Consider the following 15,296-nt stretch of genomic DNA (forward strand, 5'->3'; position numbering starts at 1 on the left):
GGGCTGCCGCAGGCGCGGCTGACATAAAGGCGGACCGATGGCGGGACGGACCCCTCTGAAACTGGTTTCAGGCACTTCCAACAAACCCCTGGCGAGCGCGATCGGCGATTATATCGACGCCCCGCTGACCGATTGCGACATTGAGCGTTTCGCCGATGGCGAGATTTTCGTGCGCATCGCCGAGAACATTCGCGGCGAGGATATTTTCCTGATCCAGTCGACGTCGAAACCGGCGAATGACTACATCATGGAATTGCTGATCTGCATCGACGCGCTGAAACGCGCGAGCGCCAAGCGGATCACCGCGGTCATTCCGTATTTCGGCTATGCGCGGCAGGACCGGAAGACCGGCGGCCGCACCCCGATTACCGCCAAGCTCGTTGCCAATCTGATATCCGAGGCCGGAGCGGACCGGGTGCTGACGCTCGACCTGCATGCCGGCCAGATCCAGGGCTTCTTCGACATTCCGACCGACAACCTCTTTGTCACGCCGGTGTTCGAGGACGATCTCAAGCGCCATTACAACACGTCGGAATTGATGGTCGTGTCACCCGATGTCGGCGGCGTCGTCCGGGCGCGGGCGCTGGCCAGCCGTCTCGGGGCGGACATCGCCATCGTCGACAAGCGCCGGCCCAAGCCGGGCATGTCGGAAGTGATGAACATCATCGGCGATGTCGAAGGCCGGCGCTGCATCATCTTCGACGATATCTGCGATTCCGGCGGCACTTTGTGCAACGCCGCAGCGAAGCTGAAAGAACAGGGCGCCACCGATGTCGCCGCCTATGTGACGCATGGCGTCCTGTCGGGCAGCGCGGTCGAGAAAATCTCGAAATCCGAGCTTGCCGAACTGGTGATCACCGATTCGATCTCGGTCAGCGACGAAGCCCTCAAGGCCAAGAAAATCCGGCAGATCTCGATCGCGCCACTGCTCGGAGAGGCGATCCGCCGGATCGCCAACGAGGAATCGGTGTCGAAGCTGTTCGACTAGTCGCATCTGGCGGGTGCGATCCGCCTGTTCAGGCGGTTGCGCACCCCCAACGGATCGGCTATACGCCGCGGCTCGAATTCCACTGGCTAGGGGCTCAGCCCCGTTGGGTCGCGCGGATCGCGACCTTTCTTGTTTCAAGGATCAGACCGATGAGTGACATCGTTCTTCCCGTTGACGTTCGCGACGCTGCCGGCACCGGTGCGGCGCGCGCTGCCCGCCGCGAAGGTTTCGTTCCCGGCACGCTGTATGGCGGCAAGCTGGGTCCGGTTTCCATTGCCATCCGCGAGAACGTGCTGCGCAAGGCGATCCATTCCGGCAAATTCCTGTCGAACATGGTGACGCTCGAGCATGACGGCGAGAAGCAGACCGTGATCCCGAAAGACGTCCAGTTCGACCCGGTCACCGATTTCCCGCTGCATGTCGACCTGTTCCGGGTTGACGAAGACACGGTCATCGACGTTGAAGTCAGCGTCCACTTCCTCAACGAGGAAAAGGCGCCGGGCCTGAAGCGCGGCGGTGCGCTGAACGTGGTACGCCACACTGTCGAACTGTCCTGCCCGGCCGGCTCGATTCCGGAATTCATCGAGGTCGACCTCGATGGTCTCGAGATCGGCGACTCGGTGCACATTTCGGACATTTCCCTGCCGGAAAAAGTCACGCCGACCATCTCCGACCGCGACTTCACGATTGCCACGATTGCCGGCGCTCGCGTCGAGCTCGAGCTTGAAGACGAGGACGTCGAGGGCGAAGAAGGTGAAGACGGCGAAGAAGGCACAGAGGCCGAAGGTGCTGAAGGTGAAGCAGAGGGCGAAAGCTCCAACGACTAGGGGCCTCGCCTCCCCTTTCTCCAAAGGGGGCTCTCCATGCTGCTGATCGCCGGTCTGGGCAATCCCGACACGAAGTACAGATTCAACCGACACAATATCGGTTTCCTGACGCTGGATGCGATCGCCGAGCACTGGCGGCTGGGCCCGTGGAAGGCCGGTTTCCAGGGCGCTGTTTGCAATGGCGTCATGGAGACCGCCTCGGGACCCAAGAAGGTCCTGCTCTTGAAGCCCGGCACCTATTACAATGAAAGCGGCCGGGCGGTCGGCGAAGCGGCGCGCTATTACGACATCCCCGCCAGCAATATCATTGTGTTCCATGACGAGCTGGACCTGGCGCCCGGCAAGTTCCGGTTGAAACTCGGCGGCGGACATGCCGGCAATAACGGGCTGCGCTCGATCATGGCGCACGTGCAGGGCGATTTCCGCCGCGGCCGGATCGGCATCGGCCATCCGGGCGATAAATCCCGGGTCACCGGTTATGTCCTGTCCGACATTCCAAAAGCTGACCAGGGATGGGCGGGCGACCTGATGGACGCCATCGCGCGTTCTGCAGACCTGCTTGCCACCGGCGAATTCGACGCGTTTCAGACGAAAGTCATGCACCTGGCGCCTGCGCCGGGAAAAGACGACAAGGAAAACGAGTAATGGGTTTCAAATGCGGCATTGTCGGCCTGCCGAATGTAGGCAAGTCGACGCTCTTCAATGCGCTGACACAGACCGCTGCCGCGCAGGCCGCGAACTATCCCTTTTGCACGATCGAGCCGAATGTCGGCGACGTTGCCATGCCGGAGCCGCGCCTCGATGTCCTCGCGAAAATCGCAGGATCAAAGGAGATCATTCCGACGCGGATGAATTTCGTCGATATTGCCGGGCTGGTCCGCGGCGCCTCCAAGGGCGAAGGTCTGGGCAATCAATTCCTTGCCAATATCCGCGAGACTGACGCCATCGCCTATGTGCTGCGCGCGTTCGAAGATGATGATGTCACCCATGTCGAAGACCGGGTCGATCCGCTCGCCGATCTGGAAACGGTCGAGACCGAGCTCATGCTCGCCGACATGGAGAGCCTCGAGAAACGCCGCGCCGGGCTGGAAAAGCGCGCCAAGACCGGTGACAAGGAAGCCAAGGAAACCCTCGTCCTGATCGATCTTGCCCTGGCGGAGCTGACCGAGGGCCGCCCGGCACGAAAGGCCGAGATACCCGCCGACCAGCGCAAGGCCTGGCGGATGCTGCAATTGCTGACGTCGAAGCCCGTCCTCTATATCGCCAATGTCGATGAGGACAGCGCCGGAACCGGCAATGCGCATTCCCGACGCGTCGTGGACTATGCGGCGGAGCAGGGCTCTGACGCCGTGGTGATCTCGGCCAAGATCGAAAGCGAGCTGGCGCTGCTGGACGCGGACGAGCGGGCCGAATATCTCGACGCCATCGGTCTGGAAGAGGCCGGGCTCGATCGCCTCATCCACGCTGGTTACAACTTATTGGAGTTGCAGACTTTTTTCACTGTTGGCCCGAAAGAGGCGCGCGCCTGGACGTTCAAGCATGGCTGGACCGCCCCGCGCTGCGCCGGTGTCATTCACGGTGATTTCGAGAAGGGCTTCATCAAGGCGGAGACCATCGCCTATGACGATTATGTCGCCCATAATGGTGAAGCCGGGGCGCGTGAAGCCGGAAAGCTGCGTCAGGAAGGCAAGGACTATCTCGTCCAGGATGGCGACGTCCTGCACTTCAAGTTCAATGTGTAGGCGGCGGTTCGCCCAAATGCATTGATCGCCCGGTCTGCGCTGGCAGCGCGAGAGCCAGCGATCTGCGGATGTCGACCCGATCCACCGCGGCGAAACGCGCTTCTGAACCTGCCTGCAACTTGCGCTTGCCAACCCCTTGCGATCATCGCACCAACGGATATCGGGGGTGGGATGATGCCAAGATCGGATTTTGCGGGCGAACGCGAATTGATGACCTTCTGGCAGCTGGTGACGCTGCTGGTATTGTCCACGGGCATAACGGCGCTCTCGATTGACATGATGCTGCCGGCCCTGCCGGCGATCGGAACAGATCTGGGCCTGGCAAACGAGAATGACCGCCAGCTGGTCATCACGGCGTTCCTTGTCGGATTTGGCCTGGCCCAGCTCATCTATGGCCCGCTGTCGGACAGCTGGGGCCGCAAGCCAGTCCTTCTTGGCGCGCTCGGGCTCTATATCCTTGCGACGGTGTTCTGCCTCATCGCCTGGGATTTTGAAGTTCTGCTTGTCGGTCGCCTGCTGCAGGGCATGAGCATCGCTGCAGCGCGCGTTGTCGGCACCGCCATCGCCCGTGACCTGACGTCCGGGCGACGCATGGCGCAGATCGTCTCGATGGCCATGATGGTGTTCATGGCGGTCCCCGTTATCGCTCCCAGTCTCGGCCAGGCTGTCCTGCTGATCGGACCGTGGCGCTGGATATTTATTGTATTGCTGATAGCGGCGTCCGGGCTGGCGGTCTGGCTGAGTATCCGCCTGCCGGAAACCCTCCGCCCGGAATACCGGCGCAAGCTGGACTTTCGCGACGCCATTCGCGGCTATCGGGAAAGCCTGCGGCACCGCGCCATGGTCGGCTACATGCTGGCCGGCGCATTTTTCTTTGGCGGGCTCTATGGCCTGCTCAATTCATCCGAGCAGATCATGGCCGAGCATTTCGGGCTCGGCACGACATGGACGCTGGCCTTTGCCGGCATGGCTGCCTGTATGGCGATCACCAATTTCGTCAATTCGCGGCTGGTGATGCGACTGGGCCAGAGGCGCCTGTCCCAGGGCGCGCTGATCGGGTTCGGCGTGATCAGTCTTCTGCACGTCGTCGTCATTGTTTTCGCCACCGAGAACTTGCTGATTTTCATGGTGTTATTGACGCTGGCGATGATGCTGATGGGGCTGATCGCCGCCAATTTCAATGCCCTGGCAATGGAACCGGTCGGCCATATCGCGGGCACGGCGTCGGCCGCCTATGGATTCGGCACCGGCGTGATCGGCGCCATTATCGGCGCGGTGATCGGACAGCTCTACAATGACTCCACCCTGCCCCTGATCGCCGGACAGGCCTTTACCGGGCTGTCGGCGTTCATCATTGTTTACGTTACGGAACGCGGTGAATTATTTGGCGAGGGCACGGACGATTAGGATCATTCCATGGAATTTGAAACCATCCTGCTAGATATCGACGGGCCGGTGGCGACCATCACGCTGAACCGGCCGGGCGCCATGAATGCCTTCACGCACGACATGCGTGACGATGTCTGCGCGGCGCTGGATGCGACCGATGCCGACGATACCGTCCGCGCGGTGATCTTTACCGGCGCGGGGCGGGCATTCTGCGCCGGGGCGGACCTCTCGACCGGTGCGGAAACCTTCAACGCCGTCAGCCAGGCGCAAGCCGACGGCGAACTCGACGACAGCGATCCGCGCTGGCGTGACAGCGGCGGTGTGATGAATCTGCGGATCTGGAAATCGCAAAAGCCCGTCATCGCGGCGATCAATGGCCCGGCGGTCGGAATCGGCGCGACCATGATCCTGCCCATGGATGTGCGCTTTGCCCTGAAGGGCGCGAAGATGGCGTATCCGTTCTCGCGCCGCGGCATTGCCTGGGACGGCGCTGCGAGCTGGTTCCTGCCGCGCATTGTCGGCGTTTCAACGGCCATGGACTGGGCCTTGTCGGGACGAACCTTCCGGACCGAGGAGGCGCACGAGGCCGGCCTCATCAAGGCGCTTTTCGATGAGGCCGAGAGCGTGCTGGACGCGGCCCGGGCCTATGCGCACGAGCTGGCCGAAACCACGGCGCCGGTGTCGGTTGCAGTGATGCGGCAGATGGCCTGGCGCATGCTGGGCCCGCATACCCCGATGGACGCTCATCGTATCGAATCAAAAGCGATACTGCATGCCGGCATGGGACCGGATGCAGCCGAGGGGGTGATGAGCTTCCTCGAAAAACGGTCACCTGACTTCCCGCTCAAACCCTCCAAGGATTTGCCGCCCTGGTATCCGTTCTGGGACGAGGAAGAGTATTAAGAGCCAATCTGATCGCCCCTCGCATGACGATGCAGCAACGTCATCAAAACTCCTCGACCGTCAGGCTCTCATCTGTCGCGGCGCCATCCATCCGCCAGCCGGCGCCCTCGCCTTGCGCAAGTGTCTCGGCGAGCCAGGGAAGCAGAGCCAGCAACTGCTCTTCCAGCGTATAGGGCGGATTGATCACCACTACGCCGGCGCCGGCGAGCTTGCCCTCGCTTTCGAGATCGCGGACCCAGAGATCGGCACGCAATACCTTTTCCGGGCTGGCGTAATTTTCCTCGAACAACCATTCGGCCAGGCCGACATCGAATCGTTCAGACGCCCATAAATCCTTCAGGGGACGCCAGAAGATATAGGTCCCACCCGTCCATTTCGGGATCGCCTTGCGGACCGCCTCGGCCATGTGCGCCATCTCGTCTCGATGCTCGAAGGGCGGATCAACCAGAACCACACCGCGTTTCTCGCGCGGCGGTACCTGCCCGTGCAGCGCCTTGTAGCCATCGCGGCGATCGACCTTGATGCGGGCATCGCGCTTGTAGCGATTGTCGAGGGTCCTGGCGTCTGCCTCATGCAATTCACACAGCTGGATCCGGTCACTTTTCCGCAGCAGCCGTGCGGCGATTTCCGGCGAGCCCGGATAGGCGGCCAACGCTTCGGGATTCATCGCTGCGACGACACCGAGTAGCGGGGCGAGCGCGTCCTGGACGGCCGATGGCCTGTCTGCAGACAGCACTTTCGCGATCCCCTGGCGCCATTCCGGATTGCGCTCAGCCTCGCTGGCGGCAAGGTCGTAGGCACCGATACCGGCATGGGTATCGATATAGCGGAACGGCTTGTCCTTCTTCTTCAGATGCTCAAGGCATTGCGCCAGAACGGCGTGTTTCAGAACATCGGCAAAATTGCCGGCATGAAAGGCGTGTCGGTAATTCATCTGCTCGCAATATCGTAATTTGCTCCACCGCGTGAAGGCTTTATCTTCCGCCGGGACACAGGGGAGGATTTCATGAAACGCTGGATCTCGATCGCCGCCGCCATAGCACTGGGCGCCTGCAGCGCTGCCGCACAGGATGAAGGCGAAGACGCCCGCGACGATGGCTCCCGCGCTTATGAAAGCGAAGGACAGATCACGGCGAACGGCCAGCGCGTGCGCTATTCGGTTCTCGCCGGCGAGACTTTCATGGCCGGCGATGATGGCGAGCCATACGCATCGATCTTCTCGACCGCCTATATCCGCCAGGGCGTGGATGACCGCGAGAGCCGGCCGGTGGCCTTCATCTTCAATGGCGGTCCCGGATCGGCGAGCCTGTGGCTGCACATGGGTGTGTTCGGTCCCTACCGCGTCGACCTGCCGTCGGATGCGCGTGATGACGGCGCCGCGCCCTATTCGATCATCGAGAACGATCTGTCGATCATTGACCAGGCGGACCTGGTTTTCGTCGATCCGGTCGGAACCGGGTGGAGCCGGCCACTGGGCGAAGAGACCGGCGACCGGTTCTGGGGCATTCGCGAGGATGCGCGCGTGCTCGGCGCCTTCATCCGGCGCTGGCTGACCGAAAACCGGCGCTGGAATTCACCGAAATACCTGCTGGGCGAAAGCTATGGCACGACGCGGATTGCCGCGCTCCTCAATGAAATGCAGGGCGGCTGGACGGATGTCTCCTTCAATGGGGTCGGCCTGATCTCGACGGTGCTGGATTTTCGCTATGACGACACGTCCCAAGGCAATGATGTCGGTTATATAGGGTTGATGCCCGGCTTTGCGGCTACCGCCTGGTATCATGAGCGCGTCGACCGCGCCGCCTGGGATGGCGATCTCGAGGCGTTTCTCGCCGATGCGCGTGACTTTGCCTATGACACCTACATGCCGGCGCTACTGCGCGGGGCGAGCCTGCCGGAAGACGAACGGAGCGCCGTCGCGGCCGAGCTTTCAAGCTATATCGGCCTGTCGGAAAGCTATCTGATGCGCGCCAATCTGCGGGTTAATCTGCAACGATTCATGCGCGAAGTGCTGCGTGAAGAGGGCCTGTCCGTCGGCCGGCTGGACAGCCGCTTTACCGGTATGGAAGCCGATGCCGTCAGCGAGGGTCCGGAATACGACCCGTCAGCCTATGGCATTGATGGTGGATATACGGCCGCCATGTTGCACTATTTCACCGACACGCTCGGCGTCGACATCACCGATGAGTATTCAGTGATCGACGGTCCGACCTTCGGCGGCTGGAACCGCGATCACGGTCAGGGCGAAGCCTATATCAATGTCGGCCCCTGGGTGGCGACGGCGATGCGCCAGAACTCCGATCTCGAAGTGCTGGTGGCGCAGGGCTATTACGACCTTGCCACGCCCTTCTTCGCGGCGGAACTGATGTTCAACCAGCCGGGCTTCGATCCCGGTCGCGTGACCTTCGGCTATTACGAGGCCGGGCACATGATGTACATCCACCACCCTTCACTCGAGGCCTTTGTCGAGGATGTACGCGAGCTTATCGGGAGCGAGTAGGCGCTATTTCGCTTCGCGCATCCGGTCGCACAAAAGCCAGGCGAGCACGGCGATCAGCGTGTAGAGCATGATCGCCATCGGACCGAATTGCTGCGCCGTTTCCGGTGGCGGGGCAAAAAAGCTGATTGAATAAAGCCCGACCAGCAGCGCGCCGAAAATCCACGGACCGGCTTTCCCGAAAGCGCCCTTGGCACGGGTCGCCGACATGTAGAGCAACAGTCCCGCTGCCAGCACGCCGAATTCGAGTGACAAAGCGATCGGCTCGTTGTTCCAAAGTCCGAAGCCGAGCTTCGGACCGCCGGGCCAGAGGGCGAGGTCCGGCACATGGACCAGGAGGTCCAGCAGCCAGTGCGAGAAGACACCCAGACCGATGATGATGGCGCCGGCGCGCTTCTGCGTGCGCGCAATCAGCGACCATACAAAGCCCAGCACGACTGACCAGACCAGTGCCATGAGAAGGGAGTGCGTCCACGGCATGTCATAGAGATCAAGCGGGCTGACGGCGGTAAATCCGGGCTCGATCCGAACATTCTCTATGCCGAAATAGACGAAGACGCCCCAGAGATAGTCGAGAAACTGAACCGCCACACACATGGCCCAGACCGGCACGGATTTCACAAAGCGCGGCCCAGCAAGTGCGGGCCCATAATGACCGACGAACATGGCGTCTCCCTCCCCTGATCGAGCGGGAAGCTAGCAGACTTTCCGGTGTTGGGCAGCGATATGCCGCTACTCGCCCTCGAAACTCACCAGGCTGGCGCAGGGCACGCCCATGGCTTCGACACGTTTCGCACCGCCGAGGTCCGGCAGGTCGATGACGAAAGTGGCGCCAACGACGTCGGCCCCGGCACGGCGCAAAAGCTTGATCGAGGCTTCCGCGGTGCCCCCGGTGGCAATGAGATCATCGACGAGCAGGACACGCTCGGTCTCGGCCACGGCGTCGGTATGGATTTCCACGACATCGGTGCCGTATTCGAGCTGGTATTCCTCCGACAGCGTGCGGGCCGGCAGCTTGCCTTTCTTACGGACCGGTGTGAAGCCGACCGAAAGCTGGTGCGCGACGGCACCGCCGAGAATGAACCCGCGGGCTTCGATGCCGGCGACCTTGTCGATCTTCGCACCGGCCCAGGGCTGAACCATCGCATCGATGGCCGCACGGAAGGCGCGTGCATCCTTCAGTAATGTCGTGACGTCCCGGAACAGGATGCCCGGCTTCGGGTAGTCCGGAATGGTGCGAATTGCGTCCTTGATGAAGTCCATGGCGGTCACTCTAGCGGAAGGGGGCGTCGAAGCTTTCGTCGCATGCTGCGGATTTCCACTCCTTGTAATCCGGATCAGACAGCAATGTCTCCACATAGGATGCGGCTTCTGTGGATAGCGGCACGGCATAAGTCTGGAAGCGTGTCGCCACCGGCGTAAAGAAGGCGTCGGCGATCGACCAATCGCCGAACAGGAAAGGCCCGTCTGCGGCTTTCACATGGGCCCAGAGGGCCTGCACGGCTTCGATGTCGCGCCAGCAGGCAACGCTCATGTCAATGGCGGACGGCGGGTGCTGCAAGTCCATCGGCAATTCGCTGCGAAGTGCTGCAAAACCGGAATGCATGCTGGCGGTGATGGCGCGGGCCCGGGCGCGGGCCGCAGGGTCTTTCGGCCACAGGCCGGGCGCTTTTTCCGCCGCCCACTCGCAAATGGCGAGACTGTCCCAGATTGTCCCGTCCGGTGTTTCCAGCACCGGCACCGTGGCGGCCGGCGACAAGGCCAACAGGTTTTCGCGGGTCTCCTCCTGGTCGAGCGGAATGATGTTTTCCTGGAAGGCGATCTCCGCCCTTTTCAGTGCCAGCCAGGGTCGCATCGACCAGGACGAAAAGCGCTTGTTGCCGATATGCAGGGTGAGGCTCATTGCTCGGCGAGCTCGCGGCTGCGGGCGCGGGTCAGAGCGATGCGGCAGTCGAGCGATACGGCCTCGCCGTCTTCGCCGATCAACAGCAGGCCGGCACGGCGTTCGCATTCGGCATCGCGATAGACGATCCAGGCGGTCTGAGCCCGGTCCAGCTGCCCGCCTGCATCCGCGATGCCAGCCATGTCGAGATCAATCTCCGCCGCTTCCGCCCGCGCCGCCGCTTCGGCGTCATCTAGGGCGTCTTCGGCAGCATCGAGCAGATCCTCGAGACAGGTCCGCAGCGCGCGGTCATCCATCATGTGCTCGGAGCATTCGATCATCGGGCGCATTTCTGCGCCCTGCAGCGCGATAACGGCGAGGAGGTAAAGCATGGCGTTTCTCGGGCTGTTGAAGTCCGGCGAACGCTAGTCGGCGAACGTCGCCAAGTCCATGACCCAACGCCGCAACCTGTCACGCGCTGCTGCCCGCCGGTCAGTCCGGCGCGATCTCGGCGGCACGCTGCAGCGTGCCTTCCACAGTCGATCCGATCAGTCCTTCGTCAAAGACAACGGCAATGGACTGTCCGTCGAAACCGGTGACGCGACCGACATTGACGCCGATGACCGACAGACGACCTTCCTCGAGGGTCAGCAGGGGCGCGCCGGAAAGGCCATGCCGGGATCCGCAATCATGCACGCGCACACGCTCGCCGCCGTCAGAAATGCGCTCGCTCTGGCGCAGCGTGCAGCCGGTCGAAAGATGATCGCGGCCGAGCAGCGCCACCGAGCGCGGTGCCGATTCGCCCATGGTCGACCAGACGATCGGCAGACGCCATTCCGGATGGGCGAAGTCGTCTGCGGTGAGAATGATAGCCCAGTCCTCGAAGGACGAATTCATGCCCTGCGGGCGGATCACCGAAATGATGTCGTGGGACTGGCCGGACGCGTCGACGATCCAGCACTGGCGGGGCTGGGAGGAGTTGTAATAGCGCACGCCGTGACCCGTCGTGAGGATCACCTCGGCGCGGCGCAGCTCGCCGCCACCGGCAAGCAGTACACCGCGGCTGCGCGATCCGCGATTGGACGTACCGACGCGGCAGATCACGTCGACCACCGATGCCGATGCGTTCTCCGCGATCGCTCGCGGGACCGGTCCGCCATCGGCTGCGAGCGCAGCCGCCACCGTCAACATCCATGCAATCAGGCCGTACCCGAACACACTTCCCCCCGTTTACAGAACGCGCCCCGCGATCGAGCGGAGCCTGGCGACAAGGTTCGCATCGCGTGCGTCAGCCGGCGTGATGATCGCCGTCTCCAGTACGCGCTCGATCCCCTGCGGCGACGGCGTCCGATCAATATCGGACACCATTTCCGCGAGACGGGCAATGCTTTCCCGAGCCAGCGCCGAATTCTGTCGCATCACGGCCAGCACGGCCGGCACGTCGACCGCCGCCTCGGTCTCGTGCCAGCTGTCAAAGTCGGTGACCATTGCGAGCGCGGCATAAGGCAGCTCGGCTTCCCGCGCGAGCCGCGCTTCGGGCATGTTGGTCATGCCGATGACATCGCAGCCCCAGCTTCTATAGATCCCGCTTTCTGCGCGGGAGGAAAATTGCGGACCTTCCATGGCGAGATAGATACCGCCACGTGTGACGTTTGCCCCTGCTGCCTCCGCGGCATCAGCCGCGAGCGCCGACAGCCGCGCACAGACCGGCTCGGCCATCGAGACATGCGCGGCGCAGCCGGCTTCGAAGAAGGAATTCACGCGTGACGTCGTGCGGTCGATATACTGGTCGACAGCAATGAATTGCCCGGGCGGCAATTGCTCGTTCAGCGACCCGCACGCCGATATGGCGAGGATGTCGGTGCATCCCGCCAGTTTCAGGGCGGCAATGTTGGCGCGGAAGTTTATGGCGTCTGGCGGGATGACATGCCCGGGACCATGACGCGGCAGGAAAACCAGCTCGACGCCAGACAGGCGTCCGGTGGTCAGCTCCCCGGACGGCTCCCCCCAGGGCGTTTCCATACGCCGGGTGCGGATGTCTGCAAGTCCGGGCAAGTCATAGAGTCCGGAACCGCCGATGATGCCGAGTTTCCAATGTGTCATGACCTATTCGTAGCGTCCCGTGACAAAAGAAAAAGGCCGCAGCAAGGGCTGCGGCCTTTCAAATCGCTACCGGCAAAACCGGCTAGTGCTTCACATTCGACCAGACCTGGCGGTAGGCGAGCCAGAGCAGGATCGAGAAGATCAGCAGGAAAATCATCACCGACAGACCCATGCGCTTGCGCTGTTCCATGTGCGGCTCGGATGCCCAGGCCAGGAACGCCGTCACATCGTGAGCGTACTGCTCGACGGTCTCCGGCGATCCATCCGGGTAGGACACAATGCCGTCCGACAGCGGCGGCGCCATCGCGATGACGCCACCCGGGAAGTATTCATTGTAGTGCTGACCGGGCAGCAGCTCGACGTCGTAAGGTATTTCGCCCGTATAGCCGAGCAGTAGGGAGCGAATGTATTCCGCGCCGCCATTGCGGGCCTTGACGATCACCGAAAAGTCGGGCGGGACAGCGCCGCCATTTGACGCCGCCGCCTGTTGCGGATTGGCGAACGGGTTCGGGAAGCGGTCGGCCGGAATGCCCGGACGCTCGAACATGTCGCCGACATCGTCGGGTCCATCTGTGATGATGTATTCCGATGCGATCTGCATCACGACCGGATTGTTGTTCGGGTTGGCAAAGGTGAGGTATTCGCCTTCATGCGCCGGATCGGGGATCTGCTCGAACGGACCGCCAGGCTGACCCAGATTGCGGAAGCTCAACAGGTCCATGCCATGACAGCTGGCGCAGACCTGCTGATAGACCAGGAAGCCGCGCTGGAGCTCGTTGTCGTCGAAGCTGCCGAACGGGCCTTCCCAGGACCAATCGTGCGGCTCCGGCGCGTGCACCTCGCCTTCCGCGGCCAGAGCCGGGGCAGAGACGGCGGCCAGAGCGGCCAGAGCGGTGACAAAACGTTTCATCTTATCTCTCCCGTCCCTATTCGGCGGATGCCGCAGCGGGCTGGTTGCCGAGCACGGAGGCTTCGATGCTGACTGGGCGTTCCTTCGGTTTCTCGATAAAGCCGAGCACCGGAAGGATCACCAGGAAATAGGCGAAATAATAGGCCGTCAGGGCCTGTGCCATCACCAGGAAGGTCAGCGGCGTGCCCAACACGTGATTGTCCGGATTTTCCGCACCACACCAGCCGAGGCCGAAGCAGGCGATCACGAAGATCAGGAAGAACCATTTGGCGACCGGGCGGTAGCGCATCGACTTCACCGGCGAACCGTCCAGCCAGGGCAGGACGAAGAGCACGCCGATCGCGCCGAACATCGCCAGCACGCCGCCAAGCTTGGCGCTGATCGGGCCGATGTCGAAAGTGATGGCCCGCAGGATCGCGTAGAAAGGCAGCAAGTACCATTCCGGAACGATGTGCGCCGGCGTCGAGAGCGGATTGGCCTCGATATAGTTGTCGGCATGGCCGAGCACGTTCGGTGCGTAGAAGACAAAGCCCATGAAGATCATCAGGAAGACGACAATCGCGAACCCGTCCTTCACTGTGTAATAGGGGTGGAAGGGCAGCGTATCGCCCTTGCCCTTCACTTCGACACCGGTCGGGTTGTTATTGCCCGGAACGTGCAACGCCCAGATATGGAGGATCACCAGGCCGGCGATCAGGAACGGGATCAGATAGTGCAGCGAGAAGAAGCGGTTCAGCGTCGCATTGCCGACCGAGAACCCGCCCCACAGCCATTCGCGGATCGCTTCGCCAACGATCGGCAGCGCCCCCAGCAAATTGGTGATCACCATGGCGCCCCAATAGGACATCTGGCCCCAGGGCAGCACATAGCCCATGAAGGCGGCAGCCATCATGAGAATGTAGATCACAACGCCGATGATCCACAGCATTTCGCGGGGCGCCTTGTAGGAGCCGTAATAGAGGCCGCGGAACATGTGGATGTAGACCGCCAGGAAGAACATCGATGCGCCGTTCGAGTGCAGGTAGCGGATCAGCCAGCCATAATTGACGTCGCGCATGATGCGCTCGACGCTGGCAAAGGCCATGTCCTCGTGCGGCACGTAATGCATCGCCAGCACGACCCCGGTCAGGATCTGGGCGACGAGAATGACGGCAAGGATGCCGCCGAACGTGTACCAGTAGTTCAGGTTACGCGGCGTCGGAAAATCGACGAAGCTGTCGTATCCGAGGCGAACGATCGGCAGCCGGGCATCCAGCCATTTCTCAAAACCGGTCTTCGGTTCGTAGGTCGATTGATGGCTCATGCAACGCTCCATCCGGCTTCAGCGACTTCTTCCGGCGTGGCGCCGAGTTTCACGACCGCGCCGTCCTGTTCAAAGACATAGGCCGGGACCGGGAGATTCTCAGGCGCCGGGCCGCGGCGGATACGCGCAGACTGGTCGTAGTGCGAACCGTGGCACGGGCAGAACCAGGAGTCGTAGTCGCCCTGGTGCGAGACCGGCACACAACCGAGGTGTGTGCAATTGCCCTTCACGATCAGGAATTCCGGGTTGAGGACGCGGTTGGCGTCTACCGCGGACGCGTCTTCGGGCAGGTTCTCGTTGCGCGCCAGGTCATCGATCAGGTCATCCATCTCGACGGTCGCGGCTTCGGCAATCTGTTCGGGTGTCCGGTGGCGGATAAAGACCGGTCCGCCGCGATACATCACGGTGATTTCCTGACCCACTGCAATAGGTGAGATATCGACCCGGATCGATCCCAGCGCCAGCGTATCGGCGGCTGGGTTCATCTGGTCGATGAAAGGCCACAAGGTAAGGGCACCGCCGATGGCGGCTGCTCCGCCTGCGACGATGTATATGAAGTCCCGGCGTGTCGGTTCTTCAGTCATATGGTCTGTCACGGCCGACCTCTTGTCTGTTGCCTGGCTGTCCGGTTGCGGCCGCAACCGGTTTCCCCGCTTGACGGAGATTGCCCCGGGAGGGCATCACCGCCTCACTTATACCGATGGGGTGCAGAGAGCGAAGCGGCAGACCGCCGCATGCCCCCCGAACCCACG

At 62.3% G+C, this 15,296-nt stretch carries 17 protein-coding genes; 7 read left to right on the forward strand and 10 right to left on the reverse strand.

The features are described from left to right. Nucleotides 1-55 precede the first annotated feature (55 nt). From ACOOFN_RS03530 to ACOOFN_RS03555, 6 genes are all read left to right on the forward strand, one after another. Nucleotides 56-988 (forward strand): ribose-phosphate pyrophosphokinase, encoded by a 933-nt coding sequence (locus ACOOFN_RS03530; RefSeq protein WP_420434997.1) that lies wholly within the window; start codon nucleotides 56-58, stop codon nucleotides 986-988. A 149-nt stretch (nucleotides 989-1,137) separates the two neighbouring features. After that, nucleotides 1,138-1,815: a 50S ribosomal protein L25/general stress protein Ctc gene (locus ACOOFN_RS03535; protein WP_420433738.1), complete on the forward strand. Its 678-nt coding sequence runs from the start codon at nucleotides 1,138-1,140 to the stop codon at nucleotides 1,813-1,815. A 36-nt stretch (nucleotides 1,816-1,851) separates the two neighbouring features. After that, a complete protein-coding gene (gene pth / locus ACOOFN_RS03540) occupies nucleotides 1,852-2,460 on the forward strand; it encodes an aminoacyl-tRNA hydrolase (RefSeq protein ID WP_420433740.1) in 609 nt (202 codons plus the stop codon). Next, nucleotides 2,460-3,557: a redox-regulated ATPase YchF gene (gene ychF / locus ACOOFN_RS03545; RefSeq protein WP_420433742.1), complete on the forward strand. Its 1,098-nt coding sequence runs from the start codon at nucleotides 2,460-2,462 to the stop codon at nucleotides 3,555-3,557. The genes pth and ychF overlap by 1 nt, the downstream gene beginning before the upstream one ends. Nucleotides 3,558-3,728: 171 nt before the next feature. Then, complete coding sequence (locus ACOOFN_RS03550; protein ID WP_420433744.1) at nucleotides 3,729-4,964, forward strand: multidrug effflux MFS transporter; 1,236 nt, start codon at nucleotides 3,729-3,731, stop codon at nucleotides 4,962-4,964. A gap of 9 nt (nucleotides 4,965-4,973) precedes the next feature. Continuing rightward, a complete protein-coding gene (locus tag ACOOFN_RS03555) occupies nucleotides 4,974-5,849 on the forward strand; it encodes an enoyl-CoA hydratase-related protein (RefSeq protein WP_420433746.1) in 876 nt (291 codons plus the stop codon). Nucleotides 5,850-5,892: 43 nt separating this feature from the next. Here the strand turns inward: ACOOFN_RS03555 and ACOOFN_RS03560 are convergent, their stop codons facing one another. Then, complete coding sequence (locus ACOOFN_RS03560; RefSeq protein ID WP_420433748.1) at nucleotides 5,893-6,783, reverse strand: 23S rRNA (adenine(2030)-N(6))-methyltransferase RlmJ; 891 nt, start codon at nucleotides 6,781-6,783, stop codon at nucleotides 5,893-5,895. A 72-nt stretch (nucleotides 6,784-6,855) separates the two neighbouring features. On the opposite strand from ACOOFN_RS03560, the gene ACOOFN_RS03565 reads away from it, so the two are divergent. Next, nucleotides 6,856-8,349, forward strand: a complete 1,494-nt coding sequence (locus ACOOFN_RS03565; protein ID WP_420433750.1) for a S10 family peptidase — start codon at nucleotides 6,856-6,858, stop codon at nucleotides 8,347-8,349. A gap of 3 nt (nucleotides 8,350-8,352) precedes the next feature. Here the strand turns inward: ACOOFN_RS03565 and ACOOFN_RS03570 are convergent, their stop codons facing one another. The 9 genes from ACOOFN_RS03570 to petA form a co-directional block, all read right to left on the reverse strand. Beyond that, nucleotides 8,353-9,012 (reverse strand): hypothetical protein, encoded by a 660-nt coding sequence (locus ACOOFN_RS03570; RefSeq protein ID WP_420433752.1) that lies wholly within the window; start codon nucleotides 9,010-9,012, stop codon nucleotides 8,353-8,355. A 66-nt stretch (nucleotides 9,013-9,078) separates the two neighbouring features. Next, the gene (locus tag ACOOFN_RS03575) at nucleotides 9,079-9,609 is read right to left on the reverse strand and encodes an adenine phosphoribosyltransferase (RefSeq protein ID WP_420433754.1); all 531 of its coding nucleotides are present in this window, start codon (nucleotides 9,607-9,609) and stop codon (nucleotides 9,079-9,081) included. A 10-nt stretch (nucleotides 9,610-9,619) separates the two neighbouring features. Further along, complete coding sequence (locus tag ACOOFN_RS03580; protein ID WP_420433756.1) at nucleotides 9,620-10,249, reverse strand: glutathione S-transferase family protein; 630 nt, start codon at nucleotides 10,247-10,249, stop codon at nucleotides 9,620-9,622. After that, nucleotides 10,246-10,620, reverse strand: a complete 375-nt coding sequence (locus ACOOFN_RS03585; RefSeq protein ID WP_420433758.1) for a lysozyme inhibitor LprI family protein — start codon at nucleotides 10,618-10,620, stop codon at nucleotides 10,246-10,248. The genes ACOOFN_RS03580 and ACOOFN_RS03585 overlap by 4 nt, the downstream gene beginning before the upstream one ends. Nucleotides 10,621-10,720: 100 nt before the next feature. Then, the gene (locus tag ACOOFN_RS03590; RefSeq protein ID WP_420433760.1) at nucleotides 10,721-11,446 is read right to left on the reverse strand and encodes a hypothetical protein; all 726 of its coding nucleotides are present in this window, start codon (nucleotides 11,444-11,446) and stop codon (nucleotides 10,721-10,723) included. 12 nt (nucleotides 11,447-11,458) lie between these two features. Continuing rightward, on the reverse strand, nucleotides 11,459-12,331 hold the full coding sequence (mtnP, locus tag ACOOFN_RS03595) for an S-methyl-5'-thioadenosine phosphorylase (protein WP_420433762.1): 873 nt from the start codon (nucleotides 12,329-12,331) through the stop codon (nucleotides 11,459-11,461). 82 nt (nucleotides 12,332-12,413) lie between these two features. Then, entirely contained in the window at nucleotides 12,414-13,241 is an 828-nt protein-coding gene (locus ACOOFN_RS03600) for a cytochrome c1 (RefSeq protein ID WP_420433764.1), read from the reverse strand. Between the two features lie 16 nt (nucleotides 13,242-13,257). Then, entirely contained in the window at nucleotides 13,258-14,544 is a 1,287-nt protein-coding gene (locus tag ACOOFN_RS03605) for a cytochrome b (protein WP_420433766.1), read from the reverse strand. Further along, entirely contained in the window at nucleotides 14,541-15,128 is a 588-nt protein-coding gene (gene petA, locus ACOOFN_RS03610; RefSeq protein ID WP_420433768.1) for a ubiquinol-cytochrome c reductase iron-sulfur subunit, read from the reverse strand. Before petA ends, ACOOFN_RS03605 begins: the two co-directional genes overlap by 4 nt. Between the last annotated feature and the right edge of the window lie 168 nt (nucleotides 15,129-15,296).

Origin of the sequence: Hyphobacterium sp. (assembly GCF_965217055.1) — a bacterium.
GTDB lineage: Bacteria > Pseudomonadota > Alphaproteobacteria > Caulobacterales > Maricaulaceae > Hyphobacterium.

Coding starts and splice junctions, on each gene's coding strand:
- mtnP (WP_420433762.1), bottom strand. CDS start 12,331: ATGACACATTGGAAACTCGGCATCATCGGCGGTTCCGGACTCTATGAC.
- ACOOFN_RS03565 (WP_420433750.1), top strand. CDS start 6,856: ATGAAACGCTGGATCTCGATCGCCGCCGCCATAGCACTGGGCGCCTGC.
- ACOOFN_RS03585 (WP_420433758.1), bottom strand. CDS start 10,620: ATGCTTTACCTCCTCGCCGTTATCGCGCTGCAGGGCGCAGAAATGCGC.
- ACOOFN_RS03555 (WP_420433746.1), top strand. CDS start 4,974: ATGGAATTTGAAACCATCCTGCTAGATATCGACGGGCCGGTGGCGACC.
- ACOOFN_RS03575 (WP_420433754.1), bottom strand. CDS start 9,609: ATGGACTTCATCAAGGACGCAATTCGCACCATTCCGGACTACCCGAAG.
- ACOOFN_RS03605 (WP_420433766.1), bottom strand. CDS start 14,544: ATGAGCCATCAATCGACCTACGAACCGAAGACCGGTTTTGAGAAATGG.
- ACOOFN_RS03570 (WP_420433752.1), bottom strand. CDS start 9,012: ATGTTCGTCGGTCATTATGGGCCCGCACTTGCTGGGCCGCGCTTTGTG.
- ACOOFN_RS03535 (WP_420433738.1), top strand. CDS start 1,138: ATGAGTGACATCGTTCTTCCCGTTGACGTTCGCGACGCTGCCGGCACC.
- ACOOFN_RS03580 (WP_420433756.1), bottom strand. CDS start 10,249: ATGAGCCTCACCCTGCATATCGGCAACAAGCGCTTTTCGTCCTGGTCG.
- ACOOFN_RS03600 (WP_420433764.1), bottom strand. CDS start 13,241: ATGAAACGTTTTGTCACCGCTCTGGCCGCTCTGGCCGCCGTCTCTGCC.
- pth (WP_420433740.1), top strand. CDS start 1,852: ATGCTGCTGATCGCCGGTCTGGGCAATCCCGACACGAAGTACAGATTC.
- ychF (WP_420433742.1), top strand. CDS start 2,460: ATGGGTTTCAAATGCGGCATTGTCGGCCTGCCGAATGTAGGCAAGTCG.
- petA (WP_420433768.1), bottom strand. CDS start 15,128: ATGACTGAAGAACCGACACGCCGGGACTTCATATACATCGTCGCAGGC.
- ACOOFN_RS03560 (WP_420433748.1), bottom strand. CDS start 6,783: ATGAATTACCGACACGCCTTTCATGCCGGCAATTTTGCCGATGTTCTG.
- ACOOFN_RS03550 (WP_420433744.1), top strand. CDS start 3,729: ATGATGCCAAGATCGGATTTTGCGGGCGAACGCGAATTGATGACCTTC.